This window comes from Shinella sp. OV683 (genome assembly GCF_057787725.1).
Genome location: NZ_JBYMED010000002.1, coordinates 30,203 through 46,614 on the forward strand (window position 1 = coordinate 30,203; position 16,412 = coordinate 46,614).

The 16,412-nt window shown below is 61.7% G+C and carries 13 protein-coding genes and 1 pseudogene; 13 read left to right on the forward strand and 1 reads right to left on the reverse strand.

What is annotated here, in order from left to right:
- The first annotated feature begins 13 nt into the window (after positions 1–13).
- The 9 genes from ACXHRN_RS27080 (at position 14) to ACXHRN_RS27120 (ending at position 10,294) form a co-directional block, all read left to right on the forward strand.
- Positions 14–1,318, forward strand: a complete 1,305-nt coding sequence (locus ACXHRN_RS27080; RefSeq protein ID WP_488642195.1) for an NAD(P)/FAD-dependent oxidoreductase — start codon at positions 14–16, stop codon at positions 1,316–1,318.
- Positions 1,319–1,377: 59 nt separating this feature from the next.
- A complete protein-coding gene (locus tag ACXHRN_RS27085; RefSeq protein WP_488642196.1) occupies positions 1,378–2,418 on the forward strand; it encodes an ABC transporter substrate-binding protein in 1,041 nt (346 codons plus the stop codon).
- A gap of 27 nt (positions 2,419–2,445) precedes the next feature.
- Positions 2,446–3,318 carry an ABC transporter permease gene (locus ACXHRN_RS27090; protein WP_488642197.1) on the forward strand — a complete coding sequence of 291 codons (873 nt, stop codon included), beginning with the start codon at positions 2,446–2,448 and terminating at the stop codon, positions 3,316–3,318.
- Positions 3,319–3,321: 3 nt separating this feature from the next.
- A complete protein-coding gene (locus ACXHRN_RS27095; RefSeq protein ID WP_488642198.1) occupies positions 3,322–4,119 on the forward strand; it encodes an ABC transporter permease in 798 nt (265 codons plus the stop codon).
- Positions 4,116–5,810, forward strand: a complete 1,695-nt coding sequence (locus ACXHRN_RS27100) for a GMC family oxidoreductase (protein ID WP_488642199.1) — start codon at positions 4,116–4,118, stop codon at positions 5,808–5,810. The genes ACXHRN_RS27095 and ACXHRN_RS27100 overlap by 4 nt, the downstream gene beginning before the upstream one ends.
- An 18-nt stretch (positions 5,811–5,828) precedes the next feature.
- Positions 5,829–7,256 carry an aldehyde dehydrogenase family protein gene (locus tag ACXHRN_RS27105; protein ID WP_488642200.1) on the forward strand — a complete coding sequence of 476 codons (1,428 nt, stop codon included), beginning with the start codon at positions 5,829–5,831 and terminating at the stop codon, positions 7,254–7,256.
- 88 nt (positions 7,257–7,344) lie between these two features.
- Positions 7,345–8,814: an NAD-dependent succinate-semialdehyde dehydrogenase gene (locus ACXHRN_RS27110; protein WP_488642201.1), complete on the forward strand. Its 1,470-nt coding sequence runs from the start codon at positions 7,345–7,347 to the stop codon at positions 8,812–8,814.
- Positions 8,815–8,843: 29 nt separating this feature from the next.
- Positions 8,844–9,917, forward strand: a complete 1,074-nt coding sequence (locus ACXHRN_RS27115) for a tartrate dehydrogenase (protein WP_488642202.1) — start codon at positions 8,844–8,846, stop codon at positions 9,915–9,917.
- Between the two features lie 20 nt (positions 9,918–9,937).
- Positions 9,938–10,294, forward strand: coding sequence for a cupin domain-containing protein (locus tag ACXHRN_RS27120; RefSeq protein WP_488642203.1), 357 nt, complete (start codon positions 9,938–9,940; stop codon positions 10,292–10,294).
- 88 nt (positions 10,295–10,382) lie between these two features.
- Here the strand turns inward: ACXHRN_RS27120 and ACXHRN_RS27125 are convergent, their stop codons facing one another.
- Positions 10,383–11,741, reverse strand: a complete 1,359-nt coding sequence (locus tag ACXHRN_RS27125) for an aminotransferase-like domain-containing protein (RefSeq protein ID WP_488642204.1) — start codon at positions 11,739–11,741, stop codon at positions 10,383–10,385.
- A 158-nt stretch (positions 11,742–11,899) separates the two neighbouring features.
- On the opposite strand from ACXHRN_RS27125, the gene ACXHRN_RS27130 reads away from it, so the two are divergent.
- The 4 genes and pseudogenes from ACXHRN_RS27130 (at position 11,900) to ACXHRN_RS27145 (ending at position 16,395) form a co-directional block, all read left to right on the forward strand.
- A complete protein-coding gene (locus ACXHRN_RS27130) occupies positions 11,900–13,219 on the forward strand; it encodes a hydroxymethylglutaryl-CoA reductase, degradative (RefSeq protein WP_488642205.1) in 1,320 nt (439 codons plus the stop codon).
- 260 nt (positions 13,220–13,479) lie between these two features.
- Positions 13,480–14,612, forward strand: a pseudogene (locus ACXHRN_RS27135) (CaiB/BaiF CoA transferase family protein).
- Positions 14,612–15,370 (forward strand): enoyl-CoA hydratase/isomerase family protein, encoded by a 759-nt coding sequence (locus ACXHRN_RS27140; RefSeq protein WP_488642206.1) that lies wholly within the window; start codon positions 14,612–14,614, stop codon positions 15,368–15,370. The pseudogene ACXHRN_RS27135 and the gene ACXHRN_RS27140 overlap by 1 nt, the downstream one beginning before the upstream one ends.
- The gene (locus tag ACXHRN_RS27145) at positions 15,367–16,395 is read left to right on the forward strand and encodes an ABC transporter permease (RefSeq protein WP_488642207.1); all 1,029 of its coding nucleotides are present in this window, start codon (positions 15,367–15,369) and stop codon (positions 16,393–16,395) included. The genes ACXHRN_RS27140 and ACXHRN_RS27145 overlap by 4 nt, the downstream gene beginning before the upstream one ends.
- Positions 16,396–16,412: the final 17 nt, after the last annotated feature.

A 16,412-nucleotide genomic window follows, 5' to 3' on the forward strand; every position in this document is an offset into this window, starting at 1 on the left:
AAACGAACAGACGATGACCGCCCATCCTCCCTTCCCTGACATTGCCTCACTCTGGCAGGAGACATCCATCGACCGTCCGGTCTTCGGCGCGCTGTCGGGCGGTCGTCACTATGACGTGGCCATTATCGGCGGCGGCTATACCGGGCTGACGACGGCGCGCTACCTTGCCCGCCGCGGCCTATCGGCGGTGGTGCTGGAAGCGAGCCGCATCGGCTGGGGCGCAAGTGGGCGCAATGGCGGGGTGGTTTCCGGCAAGTTCCGGCTCGCCTTTTCCGAGATTGCCGGTCGGTTTGGCATCGACACGGCTCGCCGCATGCACGATCTCGGCATCGAGGCCATCGATCATGTCGGCGAACTCGTCGAGGATTATGGCATTGCCGACGCCGGCTACCGGCCGACAGGATCGTTGCGCTGCGCCCACAATGCGGTCTCTCTCGCTTCGCTGAAGAACGAAGTCGAATGGCTGCATCAGGCGCTCGGCGATCGCGCCTGCTCCATCCTGTCGGCGGCTGACATGGAGGCGGAGACCGGCTCGCGGGATTTCCTGGGCGGCATGCTCAACACCCATGGTGGCATCATCCATCCGCTCAATTTCGTGTTCGGCATCGCTGCCGGCCTGAAAAAGTCGGGCATCGATATCTTCGAAAACACCCCGGTGACGGGTCTCCGCCGTGAAGGATCCGGTGTGCTCCTGGAAACACCGGGCGGCACAGTCACCGCAGGCCAAGCCGTGATTGCCAGCAATTCCTATTCGGACCTGACCTCCGCCACATCAGCGGTGCGCAAGGCCATCATCCCGTTCCGTTCGGCGATGATCGCCACATCGCCGCTTTCCGGCACGCCGGGCGCCGGCCTGCTGGCGCATGGGCGCAGCTACACCGAAACCCGCCGGATGATGCGCTGGTTCCGCAAGGCGGGCGACCGCCTGCTTTATGGTGGCCGGGGCGCCTTCGGCAAGACCGATTCCGAGAGCGCCTTTGCGGCCCTGCACCGGGCGATGGTGCGCCAGTTTCCAGAGCTTGCGGGCGTTGCCGTCACCCATCGCTGGTCCGGTCTTGTCGCCATGACGATGGACAGCATTCCGCATGCCGGCCGGCTGGATGACCGCGTCGTCTACGCGGCTGGCTACAACGGCACCGGCGTGGCACTGGCCTCGAACATGGGCAAACACGTCGCGGCCATCGTCGCCGGCGAAAGCCCCGATCTCGGGCTTCTGACTTCGGAACGGTTCAAACCCGTTCCTTTCTATCCCATCCGGGAACCCGCCGTCCGGCTCGTCGCCGGCTGGTACCAGTTCCTCGATGCAATCGGGCGTTAAGACCCGGCATGTCGAAAATCAAAACAAGGTTATCAAAACCTACAAAGAGGTGAACAGTTATGAAATCGAAGTTTTATGCACTGGTGCTCTCCGCCTCGGTGATCGCGCTGTCGGCCGGCCTTGCATCGGCCGAACAGATCACATTCGTATCGCAGGGTGGGGCCTATCAGGAAGCCCAGACCAAGGCGATCCTCGACCCGGTTGCCAAGTTGCTCGGCATCACCGTCAATCAGGACAGTGCGCCCGACGCCTGGCCTGTCATCAAGACCCAGACCGCGACGGGCAAACCGATCTGGGATGTCATCGATACGCCGACGCAAGACTGCATTCGCGGCGGCCAGCAGGGCATGATCGAGACTCTGGATTTCTCCAAGATCCCCAATGCCGAGAAGATGCCTGCCGAGTATAAGAGCGCCTATTCCGTCGCCTATGAGTTCTATTCCAGCGTGCTTGCCTACAACAAGGACAAGTTCGGCGACAAGCCGCCGCAGAGCTGGGCGGATTTCTGGGACGTGAAGAAGTTCCCGGGAACGCGCGCGTTGCGCAACCACCCGCTGGCAACGCTTGAAGCAGCGCTTCTCGCCGATGGCGTCCCGGCCGACAAGCTCTATCCGCTGGATGTCGACCGCGCCTTCAAGAAGCTCGAGGAAATCAAGCCTTACGTGACCGTCTGGTGGACGTCGGGCGCCCAGTCCGCGCAGCTTCTCGCCGATGGTGAAGTCGATATGGAAATGGCCTGGAACGGCCGCGTGACCGCAGTGGCCAAGGAAGGTGCTCCGATCAGCTACACCTTCAACCAGGGCTTCCTGCAATATACGTCGCTCTGCATCCTCAAGGGGGCGCCCAATCTCGACACGGCGGTCAAGTTCGTCAATGCGGCCATGACGCCGGAGATCCAGGCAAACTTCCCCGCCTATATCGATTACGGTCCGGGCAACCCCGAGGCCTACAAGACCGGCAAGATCTCGGCGGAACGCGCCGCCGAAATGCCAAGCTCGCCCGACAACGCCGCCAAGCAGGTGCTGGTGTCGGACGAATGGTGGAGCTCGCCGGCTGGCGAGGAAGCACAGAAGCGCTGGGCGTCCTTCATCCAGCAGTAACCGCCGGCGAATTGAGGAGTGTCATTGATGACCACATCGACAAGCAATCCATCGATGCAGCATGATCGCAGGGAGCAGAGGCTGATGCTGATGCTTCTCGCGCCGGCGCTCCTCGTCATCGTCTCGCTGCTGATCGTGCCGCTTCTCTGGCTCGCCTGGCAGTCGATCTGGCAGGACGGCGGGTTTACGGTCGTCAACTACCAACGGTTCCTGACCGATTCCGTCTACTGGATGACGTTCCTGCAGACCTTCCGCATCGCCGTCGTCGTCACCCTGGTGACGCTGCTGCTCGGCTATCCCGTCGCCTATGTGGCGGCGGCGCTGCCCCAGCGCTGGAGCGTGCTCGTTCTGGCAATGGTGCTTTTGCCCTTCTGGACCAGCGTTCTCGTCCGGGCCTATGCCTGGCTCATCCTGTTGCAGAGAACTGGCATCGTCAATTCCGCCCTCAAGAAGGCCGGCCTGATCGACACGCCCCTGCTGCTGATCAACAACGAATTCGGCACCGTCATGGCGACGATTCATATTCTCCTACCCTTCATGGTGCTGCCGCTCTACGCCACGATGAAGAAGATTCCACCCGAACTGACGATGGCCGGCGCCAGCCTCGGCGGCTCGCCATCGCATGTCTTCATCCGGATCTTCCTGCCGCTATCGCTGCCGGGAATGATCGCCGGCATGGTGCTGGTCTTCGTGCTCACCCTCGGCTTCTACATCACGCCGGAACTTTTGGGCGGCGGGCGGACGTATATGGTTTCCATGCTCGTGTCCCGCAATATCCAGGTCTACAACGAATGGGGTGCGGCATCGTCGATCAGCGTGGTGCTGATGCTCTGCGTCTTCCTGATCTTCCGGCTGGCAAGCATGCTGATTCCGTTTGAACGCATCATGGGAACGAGGTGACGCATGCGCATATCCAACATTCTGCTTTACGGCTTCGTCGCGGTCATTCTCGCCTGGCTGATCATCCCGATCATCATCATCGTACCGATGTCGTTTTCGAGCGCCCGCTTCCTGACATTTCCGCCGCCATCCTGGTCGCTGCGCTGGTACGAGGCCTATCTCGGCAACGCCGCATGGACGCAGGCCACGCGGGTCAGCCTGATCGTTTCGGTTTCGAGTGCGATCCTTGCAACGATTCTCGGCACGGCCGCGGCCTATGCGCTGAACATGACATCCTCCCGGCTGGTGCGCAGCCTGCAGATGCTGTTGCTGCTGCCGCTCGTCGTGCCGATCGTCATCACCGCCGTCGGCGTCTTCCTCGTCTATGCGCAGGTCGGTCTTCTCGCCAGCATGACCGGACTGATCCTCGCCAATATGATGCTCGGCCTTCCCTATGTGGTCATCTCCGTTCTGGTGGGTCTGAGGAAATTCGATCCGACGCAGGAAATGGTGTCGCGCAGCCTCGGCATGAACCGGCTGCGCACCTTCTTCGTGGTCACCCTGCCGCAGATCCGTCCGAGCGTGATTTCCGGCATGCTGTTCGCCTTCATTTCGGCCATCGACGAAACCGTGGTGTCGCTGTTCATTGCCGGCGGCGAATACCAGACCCTGACCAAGCGCATGTTCACGGCGCTGCGCGACGAGATCGACCCGACGATTGCGGCAATCAGTTCGCTGCTGACGGCGATTTCCTTCATTCTGGTGATGCTGGTGGCGATCAACGCCCGCAGCACCGATCGCAAGCAAGGCAAGGTGGCATGATCGCCGATCACCTGATCCTCGGCGGCGGCTCGGCCGGCTGCGTGCTTGCGGCACGGCTGTCGGAAGACCCGAACCGGAGTGTTGTGCTGGTCGAGGCCGGCCGCAACATCGCTGCCGGCGACATTCCCGACGCGGTGCGCAGCCGCTATCCCGGCCGCGCCTATCTCGACACACGTAACATCTGGTCCTCGCTGACTTCGCTGATGGGCTATTCGAGATCAAACAGCGCGCCCCGGACACCCCGCCGCTACGAGCAGGCAAAAATCCTCGGCGGCGGTTCGGCGATCAACGCGCTGATGGCCAATCGCGGCGCGCCGTCCGACTATGCCGAATGGCAGGCGCTGGGCGCCGACGGCTGGAGCTGGGAAGACTGCCTGCCCTATTTTCGCAAGATCGAGACCGATCGCGATTTCGACGGCCCCCTGCACGGAACCGACGGGCCGATGACGATCCGGCGGATCACCGACGAGAAAATATCGCCCTTCGTCGATCGCGTCATGCGGACGCTGGAGACCCGCGGCCACCCGATCCGCGCCGACCAGAACGGCCCCTGGCAGGACGGCACCTTTCGAGGCGCGATTGCCGTCAGCGACGCCGCTGAACGCCTGCCGACCTCGATCGCCTATCTGACACCAGAGGTCCGCCGTCGTCCGAATCTGCGAGTTATCACCGACAGCACGGCGACCCGCATCCTGTTCGACGGCACAACGGCCGTAGGTGCCGAGATCGCCGGCAGCGTCTCCCAGACGATCATGGCGCGGGAAATCATCGTGGCATCGGGCGCCATCCATTCGCCGGCTTTGCTGCTGCGCTCCGGCATCGGCCCCGGCGCCGATCTGGCGGCATTGGGCATCCCGGTGATCGCATCGCGTTCCGGCATCGGCCGCAACCTGATGGAGCACCCTTCCATCGCGGTCGCCGCCTATCTACCGCCGTCGATGCGGGTGCGCGACCGGGCCGAACACCACGAGCAGGCAATCTGGCGGTTTTCGTCCGGCCTGCCGGATACGCCGCAGGGCGACATGCACGCCGCTATCCTGTCGCGCTCCGGCTGGCATTCGGTCGGACTTCGGATGGGCAGCCTGTTCTTCTGGGTCAACAAGTCCTATTCGCGTGGGTTTCTCAGACTTGCCTCCGCCGACCCGCTTGCCGAGCCCGAAGTCGATTTCCGGATGCTGAGCGACGAACGCGATCTTGAGCGGCTGAAGATGGCGCTGCGCATGGGCGCCCAAATCCTCCGCGACCCGCACATGAACTCCTATCGGGGCGTGGCGTTTCCCTCCAGCTACTCCCCCCGCGTCGCAAAAGTCGCCGTCCCCGGCGCCTGGAATGCACTGCAGCGCGGCGCGCTGTCGGCAATGCTCGACCTCGCCGGGCCCTTGCGCGCGGCGCTGGTCCACTCCGCCGTCACGCTCGGCACCACCATCGATGGTCTGTTAAATGATGATGCGGCGCTGACCGAATTCGTCCGCCGGCATGTCGGCGGCACGTGGCATCCCTCCGGCACCTGCCGCATGGGTGCGCTCGCCGATCCGATGGCCGTGACCTCGCCGTCCGGCCGGGTTTATGGCGTTGAAGGCCTGCGGGTCTGCGACGCATCGCTGATGCCGTCCATTCCCTGCGCCAACACCAACATACCGACAATCATGATCGCCGAACGGATCGCCGATTTCATCCGCAACGGGCAGTAAGCGGCGATGGAGACAGCAATGAACAATGCGTGCAAATTCTACATCAATGGCGAATGGGTCGAGCCGATCGGCCAACACACGCTGAATGTCATCGATCCGGCCACCGAACAGCCCTTCGCGACGATCGCCGTGGGCAGCATTGCCGATGCGGAGAAAGCCATTGCCGCCGCCAGATCAGCCTTTGCCTCTTTTTCCGACACCTCAAAGGCTGAGCGCCTTGCACTGCTCAAGCGCATCCTCGTCATTCTCAAACGCCGCAACGACGAGATCGGCGATATCATCTCAAGGGAAATGGGCGCGCCGCTTGGCCTGGCCCGCAGTCAGCAGGCCGGCATCGGGCTTGCGCATTTCGCGGAAACCATCAAGGCGATGGAGGCCTTCGATTTCGACTATATGCAAGGCACGACACGCATCGTTCACGAGCCCATCGGCGTCGTTGGCATGATCACACCCTGGAACTGGCCGATCAACCAGATCGCCTGCAAGGTTGCCCCAGCACTTGCCACCGGCTGCACCATGGTGCTGAAACCCTCAGAAATCGCGCCGCTCAACGCCATCCTCTTCACCGAAATCCTGCATGAGGCAGGCGTTCCCAAGGGCGTCTTCAATCTCGTCAACGGCGACGGCCCGACCGTCGGAGCCGTGCTTGCCAGCCATCCCGACATCGACATGGTCTCGTTCACCGGCTCCACCCGCGCCGGCATTTCCGTGGCACAAGCCGCAGCGCCCGCCGTCAAGCGGGTACATCAGGAACTCGGCGGCAAATCCCCCAATATCGTGCTTCGCAGCGCCAATCTGGAGGCTGCCGTCAGCGCCGGCGTCCGGCGATGCATCGACAATTCCGGCCAGTCCTGCAACGCACCGACCCGGTTGCTGGTGCCGATGGAGCGCATGGACGAGGCCATTGGCATCGCCGCCCGGACGGCCGATGCCATCACCGTCGGCGCGCCATCCGATCCCGCCACCGATATCGGCCCGGTGGTCAGCCAGCTGCAATTCGACAAGATACAGGGCCTGATCGCCAAGGGAATCGCGGAAGGCGCCGAACTGGTTGCCGGCGGCCCCGATCGCCCGGCCCATCTGAATGCCGGCTATTATGTCCGCCCGACCGTGTTTGCGCGCGTCACCAGCGACATGACCATCGCGCGCGAGGAAATATTCGGGCCAGTGCTGGCCATTCTCGGCTACGAGAGCGAGGACGACGCCGTCACCATCGCCAACGACACGCCCTATGGACTGGCCGCCTATATCCAGGGCGATCCGGCCGAGGCACGCGCCCTGTCGCGCAGGCTGCGCGCCGGCATCGTGCGGCTCAACAGCTCCGCCTGGGATGGGGCTGCCCCCTTCGGCGGCTACAAGCAATCCGGCAACGGCCGCGAATACGGCAAGTTCAGCCTGCACGAATTCACCGAGATCAAGGGCGTCGTCGGCTACGGCAACGATTGAGCGATTTCCAGACCCGAACCGGACAGACGGGGGCGGCGCGTGAGCCGCTGCCCGATCGACGGGACGCCGGACCATTGAGGAACAAAACATGCTGAATTTGAAAGATCCCACCCTGTTCGTCGAAAAGGCGCTGATCGGCGGCGCCTGGCTATCGGCGGGCTCGGGCGCCACGGTCGCTGTCGACAATCCCGCCACCGGAGACGTCATCGGCCAGATCCCCGATTGCGACTCCGCCGACACGCAGGCGGCCATCACCGCTGCCGTGGAGGCCTTGCGGACATGGCGTCTGACGACGCCTGCCGAGCGGTCACGCCTTCTGGAACGCTGGCACGCCTTGATGCTGGAACATGCCGACGATCTGGCTGCGATCATGACGGCCGAACAGGGCAAGCCGCTGGCGGAAGCGCGCGGCGAGGTCCTCTACGGCGCATCCTTCATCAAATGGTTTGCCGAGGAAGCGCGACGGACCTATGGCATGACATTGCCGGCGCCTTCTGCCGATCGCCGCATTCTGCTGACCAAGGAGCCGGTCGGCGTCGCCGCCATCATCACGCCCTGGAATTTCCCCAATGCGATGATTACCCGCAAATGCGGTCCGGCATTGGCGGCCGGCTGCACCGTCGTCGTCAAGCCTTCTGAATTCACCCCCTATTCCGCCCTGGCACTCGGCGTGCTGGCGGAGCGGGCCGGCATTCCGGCCGGCGTCATCAACATTGTCACCGGCCTGCCCAAAGCGATCGGCGCCACGCTGATGGCAAGCCCGGATGTGCGCAAGGTGTCCTTCACCGGTTCGACCGGCGTCGGTTCGATGCTGATGGCGCAAAGCGCGCCGACTGTCAAACGCCTCAGCCTGGAACTGGGCGGCAACGCGCCCTTCATCGTCTTCGACGACGCCGATCTCGATACGGCCGTCGAGGCCGCGATCGCCTCGAAATTCCGCAATGGCGGCCAGACCTGCGTCTGCGCCAACCGGCTGCTGGTGCAGGACGGCATTCACGATGCCTTCGCCGCACGACTGGCGGCACGGGTGGGCGCCATGCAGGTCGGTCCCGGCACCGCGACCGACACCGATATCGGGCCGATGATCAACGATGCCGCCGTTGCCAAGATCCGCGCCCATGTCGCCGATGCGCTGGCGCTGGGGGCTGAGAACATCACCCCACGAGACAGCCTTCCCAAAGGCAGCCGCTACGTTGCGCCGATGGTGCTGAAAGGCGCCACCACCGCCATGCGCCTCGCCAGCGAGGAAACATTCGGGCCGGTGGCGCCGCTGTTCCGCTTCCGCGACGAGGCCGAGGCGATTGCCATCGCCAACGCCACGCCATTCGGACTGGCAGCCTATTTCTTCACCGAGAACCTGCACCGTGCCTGGCGCGTCGGTGAGGCGCTGGAATTCGGCATGGTGGGTCTCAATACCGGCAGCGTGTCGATGGAGATCGCGCCGTTCGGCGGCATCAAGCAATCCGGCCTTGGCCGCGAAGGTGGTCCGACCGGCATCGAGGAATATCTCGAAACCAAGGCCTTTCACATGGGTGGCCTGAAGACCAGCGCACAGTAAGACTGCGATTGCCGAGAGGGAGAAAACCATTGGCAGAGAGAATCTACGATATTGCCGTCATCGCCGGCGACGGCATCGGCAAGGAAGTGATGCCCGAAGGTATCCGCGTGCTGGAGGCGGCGGCCCGCCGCTACGGCTTCACGCTCAAGCAGAAATGGCATGACTTCGCCAATTGCGACTACTACGCCCGGCACGGCCGGATGATGCCCGAAAACTGGAAGGAAGAGATCGGCAGGCCCTCGGCGATCTTCTTCGGCGCCGTCGGCTGGCCAGACATCGTGCCCGACCACATCTCCCTCTGGGGCTCATTGCTGCAGTTCCGCCGCGAATACGACCAATATGTCAACCTCAGGCCAGTGCGCCTGATGGAAGGCGTGCCCTGCCCGCTCGCCGGCCGCAAGCCGGGCGACATCGACTTCTGGGTCGTGCGGGAGAATACCGAAGGTGAATATTCCTCCGTCGGTGGGCGCATGTTCGAGGGTACAGACCGCGAAATGGTGCTGCAGGAAACGATCATGACCCGCAAGGGCGTCGATCGCATCCTGAAATTCGCCTTCGATCTGGCCCAGAAGCGGCCGCGCAAGCTCCTGACCTCGGCCACCAAATCCAACGGCATCGCGATTACCATGCCCTACTGGGATGAGCGTGTGGAAGCGATGGCGAAAGCCTATCCCGACGTCGGCTGGAACAAGTTCCACATCGATATTCTGACAGCCAATTTCGTGCTGAAGCCGCAGATCTTCGACGTCGTCGTCGGCTCCAACCTGTTCGGAGACATACTTTCCGACCTTGGTCCTGCCTGTGCCGGCACGATCGGCATCGCCCCTTCGGGCAACATCAATCCGGGCGGCGAGCACCCCTCGCTGTTCGAACCGGTGCATGGTTCGGCGCCTGATATCGCCGGCAGGAACGTCGCCAACCCGATCGGCCAGATCTGGTCGGCGGCCATGATGCTCGAACATCTCGGCGAGATAGAAGCGGCAGCCGGCATCATGGCGGCGGTCGAGACGGTGTTGAAACAACCCGCCCTGCGGACCCGCGATCTCGGCGGGTCCGCCAGTACGCAGGCCTGCGGAAAATCGATCGCGGACGCACTTTCATGATACAATTGGAGACCAATACCATGTCGAACATGATCGTTTTCGATCTGCAGAATCCCGGTGTCGCACGGGAAAGCCAAGCCCCTCCCGAACGCGTCGTCGAGGGCAACCCGTCCTACAGGACCTGGGAACAGGACAATGTGGGGAATGGCCGAATTCGTTCCGGCATTTGGGAGGCGACCCCCGGCGCGACCCGCTCAATCAAGGGCGAAACTTGGGAATATTGCACCATCCTGTCAGGCGTCATCGAACTTATCGAAGACGCCAAGGAACCGCGCCGCCTCGCCGCCGGCGATACGTTCATCATGCGTCCCGGCTTCACCGGAACTTGGCGGACAATCGAAACGGTCCGTAAGCTGTGGGTGATCGTGTCGCCTTAGTTCGGTAATTTCTCTGTGTCCGCAGCAGGCGAATGCGCTGTACCAAATCATGACCTCCAGCCGGACCTGACAAAATTTTCATTCGCTTCTAAAGGCACCGAAGCAGGAAGTCATAGAATCTCGGGTCATCCGCGCGCGATACGTTCAGTCTTATCGCGCGCATCAGCGGGTTCTGCTTGTCTATCGAAAAGACACTTCCTGGTGCGATGAAAATACTTTCCTTTGCCCCGGCGCGAGCCAGATCGATGTCGCTCTTTCCCTCCGGCAGAAGCAGGTAAAGATAATATCCTCCGATCGCGTCGGAAAAGACCTGGCAGCCCATTTGCCTGAGAGTGGCCTGAACACGGGTCGAGGCGCCTTCTATTCTCTGCACCAGCCGCTTGAGATGTCGATCGTAGTGCCCATCGACGAGCAGCCGATGCAGAACACGCTCGACATGGCCGGAACTGTTGACGGTGGTCAGCATCTTGAGTTCTGCAAGGGCTTCTATCCTGTCTGAGCGCGCGGCTATGAACCCGGAGCGCAGACTCGCAGACAGCGTCTTCGCGAACGTGCCTACCGAGATGACGTTGTTGAGCTGATCTAGTGTTGCAAGTCGGTTTGGCATCCCCATCGGTAGGTCGGCAAATGGATCATCTTCGACGATCGTCAAGTTGTGCCTGCTCGCCTCCTTGAGGATGGCGTGGGCGACCGGCAACGTGATCGAGCCCCCGGTCGGATTGTGACCAAGCGATTGAGTGAAGAACAGTTTCGGTCTTTCAGCGGCGAGTTTCGTCGCAAAATCCTCTACATCTGGACCATCAGGCGTTCGCCGCACGCCGACCATCCTGACCTGCGCGAGCTTCAGTTTCGCAAACAAGGGATAATATCCGGGATCGTCGACCAACACCGTGTCACCTGATGTCAGCATGCCGCGTATGATAAGATCGAGCGCATGGTTGGCGCCGAAGGTCATCAGAATATTGTCTTCTCTGGTTTGGATCTGTTGGCAGCCCAAGCGCCGGACGATCTGCTGTCTGAGCGGCAGATAGCCGAGCGCTGACCCATAAGCGTCCGCCCCTTCCTCGTCCGGCAACATACGGCTGCCGAAGTGCCGCTTGATTTCCGACTGTTCGGTCCAGGAAGCCGGCGGTCTGCCATCGCCCACCCGGATCTCGAAACTCTGGTCAAGCTGTGCGCTCAGGAGAGACGCGATATCGACGGCCTCGGCGACGTGCCGAGGCCGACTGCTGCTTTCCACGCCGGAATTGACATTGACCACAAAGCCCGATCCGGCACGCGCCGCGACATGGCCGGATGCGACAAGCCGGTCGTAGGCTTCGACAATTGTATTCTTAGACACATCGAATTCGAGCGCTGCCTTGCGGATGGAAAGCAGGCGACTGCCTGGAGAGCGGGCACCGGAAACGATCTCCTGCTGCAGCCTGTCGACAACCGAGTCGGCCAACGTGCCACCTTGCCTAACGCTTCGACTCTCACCGGCCAACCCTACTCCTCCCGCTGGTACAGTTATAGACAATTTCTTCAAATTGTACCTTTTCATCAGATTAACAAGATGATCATCTGTCTTTCAAGAGGAAAATAAATACTGCATGGGAGGCGGCCTTGGCCGGATTACGAGAAAGCGGGACGCGTCCCCAAATCAATTCCCGTCTTGAAAATCTGCGCAACCTCTCTCCTGCCGAGAGGCTGGACCGCGTCGCTGTCGCGGCGTCGCTGACGGACGGGGAGAGGCAGGTCTTTGCTGCCGGTGGATTGCCACTCTCGCTGGCCAACGGAATGATCGAGAATGTCATCGGTACATTCGAGCTTCCGATCGGCATCGCCACGAACTTCACCGTCAACGGCCGCGACTATCTGGTTCCCATGGCGGTCGAGGAGCCCTCGGTAGTGGCCGCAGCGTCCTACATGGCTCGCATTGCCCGCAAATGCGGTGGCTTCCAGACATCCAGCACGGGGCCGATCATGAGAGCCCAAGTCCAGGTGATCGAAGTCGGCGACCCGCATGGCGCCAGGGCGCGGGTGCTGCGGGAAAGAGACGCCATCATCGCGGCAGCCAATGCCAGGGACAAGGTTCTCATCTCGCTCAGCGGGGGGTGCAAGGATATCGAGGTCCACGTTTTCGACACGACGCCGGTTGGCCCGATGATCGCCGTGCACCTGATCGTTGACGTCCGTGACGCGATGGGCGCGAACACCGTTAACACGATGGCGGAAACCGTGGCGCCGATGATCGAGACAATCACGGGCGGTACCGTACGCCTTCGCATTCTCTCGAACTATGCCGACTTGCGGCTGGCACGCGCCATGGTCTCGGTGACGCCCGAAGCGCTGAAGACTGATGAATATGACGGCGAGCGCATTGCACGCGGCATTGTCGAGGCTTGTGCCTTCGCCATCGTTGATCCCTATCGCGCGGCAACCCATAACAAGGGCATCATGAACGGCGTCGACCCCGTCGTCGTGGCAACCGGCAACGATTGGCGGGCGATCGAGGCAGGGGCGCATGTGTGGGCCTCACGATCCGGCAGGTACACTTCGCTCACCAATTGGGAAATCGACGGCAAGGGCAACCTCGTCGGCACGCTAGAAATGCCGATGGCGCTTGGTCTTGTCGGTGGAGCGACCAAGACCCATCCGGTCGCCCGCGCAGCCCTGAAGATACTCGGCGTTGAAACGGCGCAAGAACTTGCCGAGGTCACGGTCGCGGTCGGTCTCGCCCAGAACATGGCGGCTTTGAGGGCGCTGGCAACCGAGGGCATCCAGAAGGGTCATATGGCGCTGCATGCCCGCAACATTGCCATCGTTGCCGGTGCGACAAGCGACGAGATCGAACGGATCGCAGCAAGCCTTGCGGCCGATCACGATGTGCGCGTGGATCGGGCCAAGGAACTGCTGGAAATCATTCGAGCGGAAAAGGGTTGATGTCATGACACATGACAGCCGCTTTGATCAGCCTTCGTCCCATCTATCATGCATCCGACAGGCGATAGATTTTCCCCGACCTGTTCCGCACTATGGCGACAATCCGCCGCGTCGGTATTGTTGACGCTGCAGCAGCCATGGACTGGGAGGAATATATGACTGAAACACAAAAAACCGACATGCTCGCCGAACGTGACGGCCCCCTCAAGGGCGTGACTGTCCTTGACATCACACGGGTGGTCGCGGGGCCGTTTTGCTCGATGCTTCTGGCGGACATGGGCGCCACCGTCATCAAGGTCGAACACCCCAATGAGCCGGACTATGCGCGGACCTTTCCGCCATTCGTCGCCGGCGAAGACGAGGAACTCAGCGCGTTCTTCACCCAGTTCAACCGCAACAAGCTCGGGATCACGCTCAACCTGAAATCTGCCGAGGGCAAGGATCTTCTGAAGGCACTCGTGCGGCGCGCCGATATTCTCGTCGAAAATTTCAGGCCGGCACTATGGAAAAGCTCGGCCTTTCATATGAAGTGCTGAAGGCCGAAAATCCGAAGCTGATCTATACGGCCATCAGTGGCTTTGGCCGGACCGGCCCGAACTCTTCGAAGCCGGCCTACGACAATACCGGCCAGGCAGCCGGCGGGTTGTGGTCGATGAACGGCTATGCCGACAGGCCGCCGGTGCGTGTCGGCACGATCATCGGCGATCTCGCCGCCTCGCTCTACGCTGCAATCGGAACCCTCGCGGCGCTGCGTGAGGCCGACAAGACCGGCATCGGCCAGGTGGTCGATGTCTCGCAGCAGGACTCAGTGCTGACGCTCACCGAAAATGCCGTTGTCCGCTACACCGCGAGCAAAGAGGTCGCCTCGCCGCTCGGCAATGATCACCCTTTCGTACGGCCTTACGGCCAGTTTCCCTGCAAGGACGGCTATGTGTTCTTTGGCGGCTATACCGACAAGTTCTGGGCGATAACCTGCACTCTTTTCGGCGAACCAGAGATAGCCAGCGACCTCTCCATCAACACGATGGAAAAACGCTTCGATCCCGTCGTCGCGGAGACGAAGGTCAAGCCGCTGCTGGAACGATGGTTCAGTCGCTACACCAAGGCGGAGCTCGAGGAAATCGCCGGCGACAAGATTCCGCTCAGCGCCATCAAGACGATTGCCGAGGTGGTCGAGGATCCGCACATCGCCGCGCGCAACATGATCGTCAATGTCCCGGTCGCCGGCAAACTGATCGGCATGTTCGGCCTGCCGATCAAACTGTCCGGCTCCGCGCAGATTGCTTGCGACAAGGCGCCGGCACCCGGCGAGCACAATGCGCTGGTCTATTCCCACCTTGCCGGCGTCACCGCGGCGGAGCTTGAGATCATGCTGGCCAAGGGGGCGATCTGATGGCGGTCGATCTCGCAATCGACGGACATGTCGCGGTCATTTCGCTCAACAGGCCGGAGAAGCTGAATGCGCTGACGCTGGCAATGTACGACGCGCTCGGAGCGGCTTTCCAAACCGTCAACGCGGACGACAATGTTCGCGCGGTTGTCCTCACGGGCGTTGGTGATCGGGCGTTCTGTGTTGGCGCCGATCTCAGGGAATCGATTCCCGCGCTTGCCTCCGATGCGTTCGATATCTCGGCCTGGGACCCGGCGCATCTCAAATTTCCGGGTTTCTTCAAGCCCGTTATCAGCGCCATCCGGGGCCTGTGCATCGGCGGCGGGTTCGAGATCATGCTTGCGACCGATATTCGTATCGCGGCGGCAGACTCGATCTTTCAGTTGCCTGAGGCAACACACGGCTTCGTTCCCGCGGGAGGAACGCTGGTCCGCCTCGTCCGCCAGATCGGCTACGCCCATGCCATGGAAATGATGCTCACGGCACGCCGCTTTTCCGCCGACGAGATGGCTGCGAAAGGCGTGGTCAATCAGGTCGTTGCCAGCGAGGACGTCTTAGTGACTGCCCTTGAGATTGCCCACCGGATCGCAGGCTTCAGCCCCAATGCCATCCAGACGATCAAGGAGGCGGCGCTGACGCTGCAAGGCCTGCCTTTGCAGGAGGCGTTCCGGCAGGAGGCAATACTCGGCCAGCGGACCTTCACAAGTGAAGACGCCAAGCGTGGCCTCGCCGCCTTTGCCAAAAGGGAACAAAGATCATGACGAGCGCACCCCAAATTGTTTCAACGACCTCGGGGCATCAGGGCCGAAAAGCGGGTGGCCGCATTGGCTTGACGCAGGAACTGATCGTCTTCGTCGTAGCGGTTGTGCTGTTTGCAGGCTTCTCGGTAGGGCTCGATGGCTTCCTGACATCGGCCAACATTCTAAACCTCATCCGCAACGTGGCCATGCTTGGCATGCTGAGCCTTGGCATGGCGGTCGTCGTCATCGGGCGTGGCGTGGATCTTTCGCTGGTCGCCGTGATGGCCGTGTCGCTGACATTCTCCATCGTGCTCGCCAACCAGGGATATGACTTTTCCATCTCGCTCATCCTCGGGCTCGCCTTCGTCATCGCCATCGCCGTCATCATGGGCTTCCTCATCGCTTATGTGGAAATTCCCGCCATCTTTGCCACACTTGCGGTTTCGGCGATCGTCTACGGGCTGGGCCGTGGGGTCATCGCCACGCTCGATGTCAACAACGTGCCCGACAACCTCAACTGGTTCCTGTTTGTCGGCCGTGGCAGCCTTCTGGGCATTCCGGTTCCGATCTGGCTTTTTGCTTTCACAGCGCTCCTTCTCTACGGCTTTCTGCGCAAGACCGGACTTGGCCGCTCTATCTATGCGATCGGCGATAACATCTCCACAGCACGGATCACCGGAATTCCCGTCCGCCCGATGATCATTCTCCAATATGTGATCTCGGCGGTCATGGCGTTTCTCGCCGGCTGCGTCACGGCCGCATCGGTCGCCAGCATGAACATGCGGATGGTCAATTCGACGCTGATCTACGACGTTCTTCTTGTCGTCATCCTCGGCGGCATCGGTCTCACCGGCGGCCGGGGCGGCGTCCGCAATGTGCTCGTCGGCACGGTCCTTATCGGACTGTTGCTCAACGGCATGACCATTCTCGACATCTCCTACACGGTGCAAAATCTGGTCAAGAGCACGGTGCTTCTGGGCGCCTTGATCGTCGATGCACTGCTCAATCCCCGCGATGAGCAAACCTCTCAGCAGGGCGATATCTGATCCACAAGCATGAAACA

Bases quoted from the DNA above. Each gene is read 5' to 3' on its own strand.
- ACXHRN_RS27100 (WP_488642199.1), top strand. From the start codon at position 4,116: ATGATCGCCGATCACCTGATCCTCGGCGGCGGCTCGGCCGGCTGCGTG.
- ACXHRN_RS27085 (WP_488642196.1), top strand. From the start codon at position 1,378: ATGAAATCGAAGTTTTATGCACTGGTGCTCTCCGCCTCGGTGATCGCG.
- ACXHRN_RS27080 (WP_488642195.1), top strand. From the start codon at position 14: ATGACCGCCCATCCTCCCTTCCCTGACATTGCCTCACTCTGGCAGGAG.
- ACXHRN_RS27105 (WP_488642200.1), top strand. From the start codon at position 5,829: ATGAACAATGCGTGCAAATTCTACATCAATGGCGAATGGGTCGAGCCG.
- ACXHRN_RS27110 (WP_488642201.1), top strand. From the start codon at position 7,345: ATGCTGAATTTGAAAGATCCCACCCTGTTCGTCGAAAAGGCGCTGATC.
- ACXHRN_RS27090 (WP_488642197.1), top strand. From the start codon at position 2,446: ATGACCACATCGACAAGCAATCCATCGATGCAGCATGATCGCAGGGAG.
- ACXHRN_RS27120 (WP_488642203.1), top strand. From the start codon at position 9,938: ATGTCGAACATGATCGTTTTCGATCTGCAGAATCCCGGTGTCGCACGG.
- ACXHRN_RS27095 (WP_488642198.1), top strand. From the start codon at position 3,322: ATGCGCATATCCAACATTCTGCTTTACGGCTTCGTCGCGGTCATTCTC.
- ACXHRN_RS27145 (WP_488642207.1), top strand. From the start codon at position 15,367: ATGACGAGCGCACCCCAAATTGTTTCAACGACCTCGGGGCATCAGGGC.
- ACXHRN_RS27140 (WP_488642206.1), top strand. From the start codon at position 14,612: ATGGCGGTCGATCTCGCAATCGACGGACATGTCGCGGTCATTTCGCTC.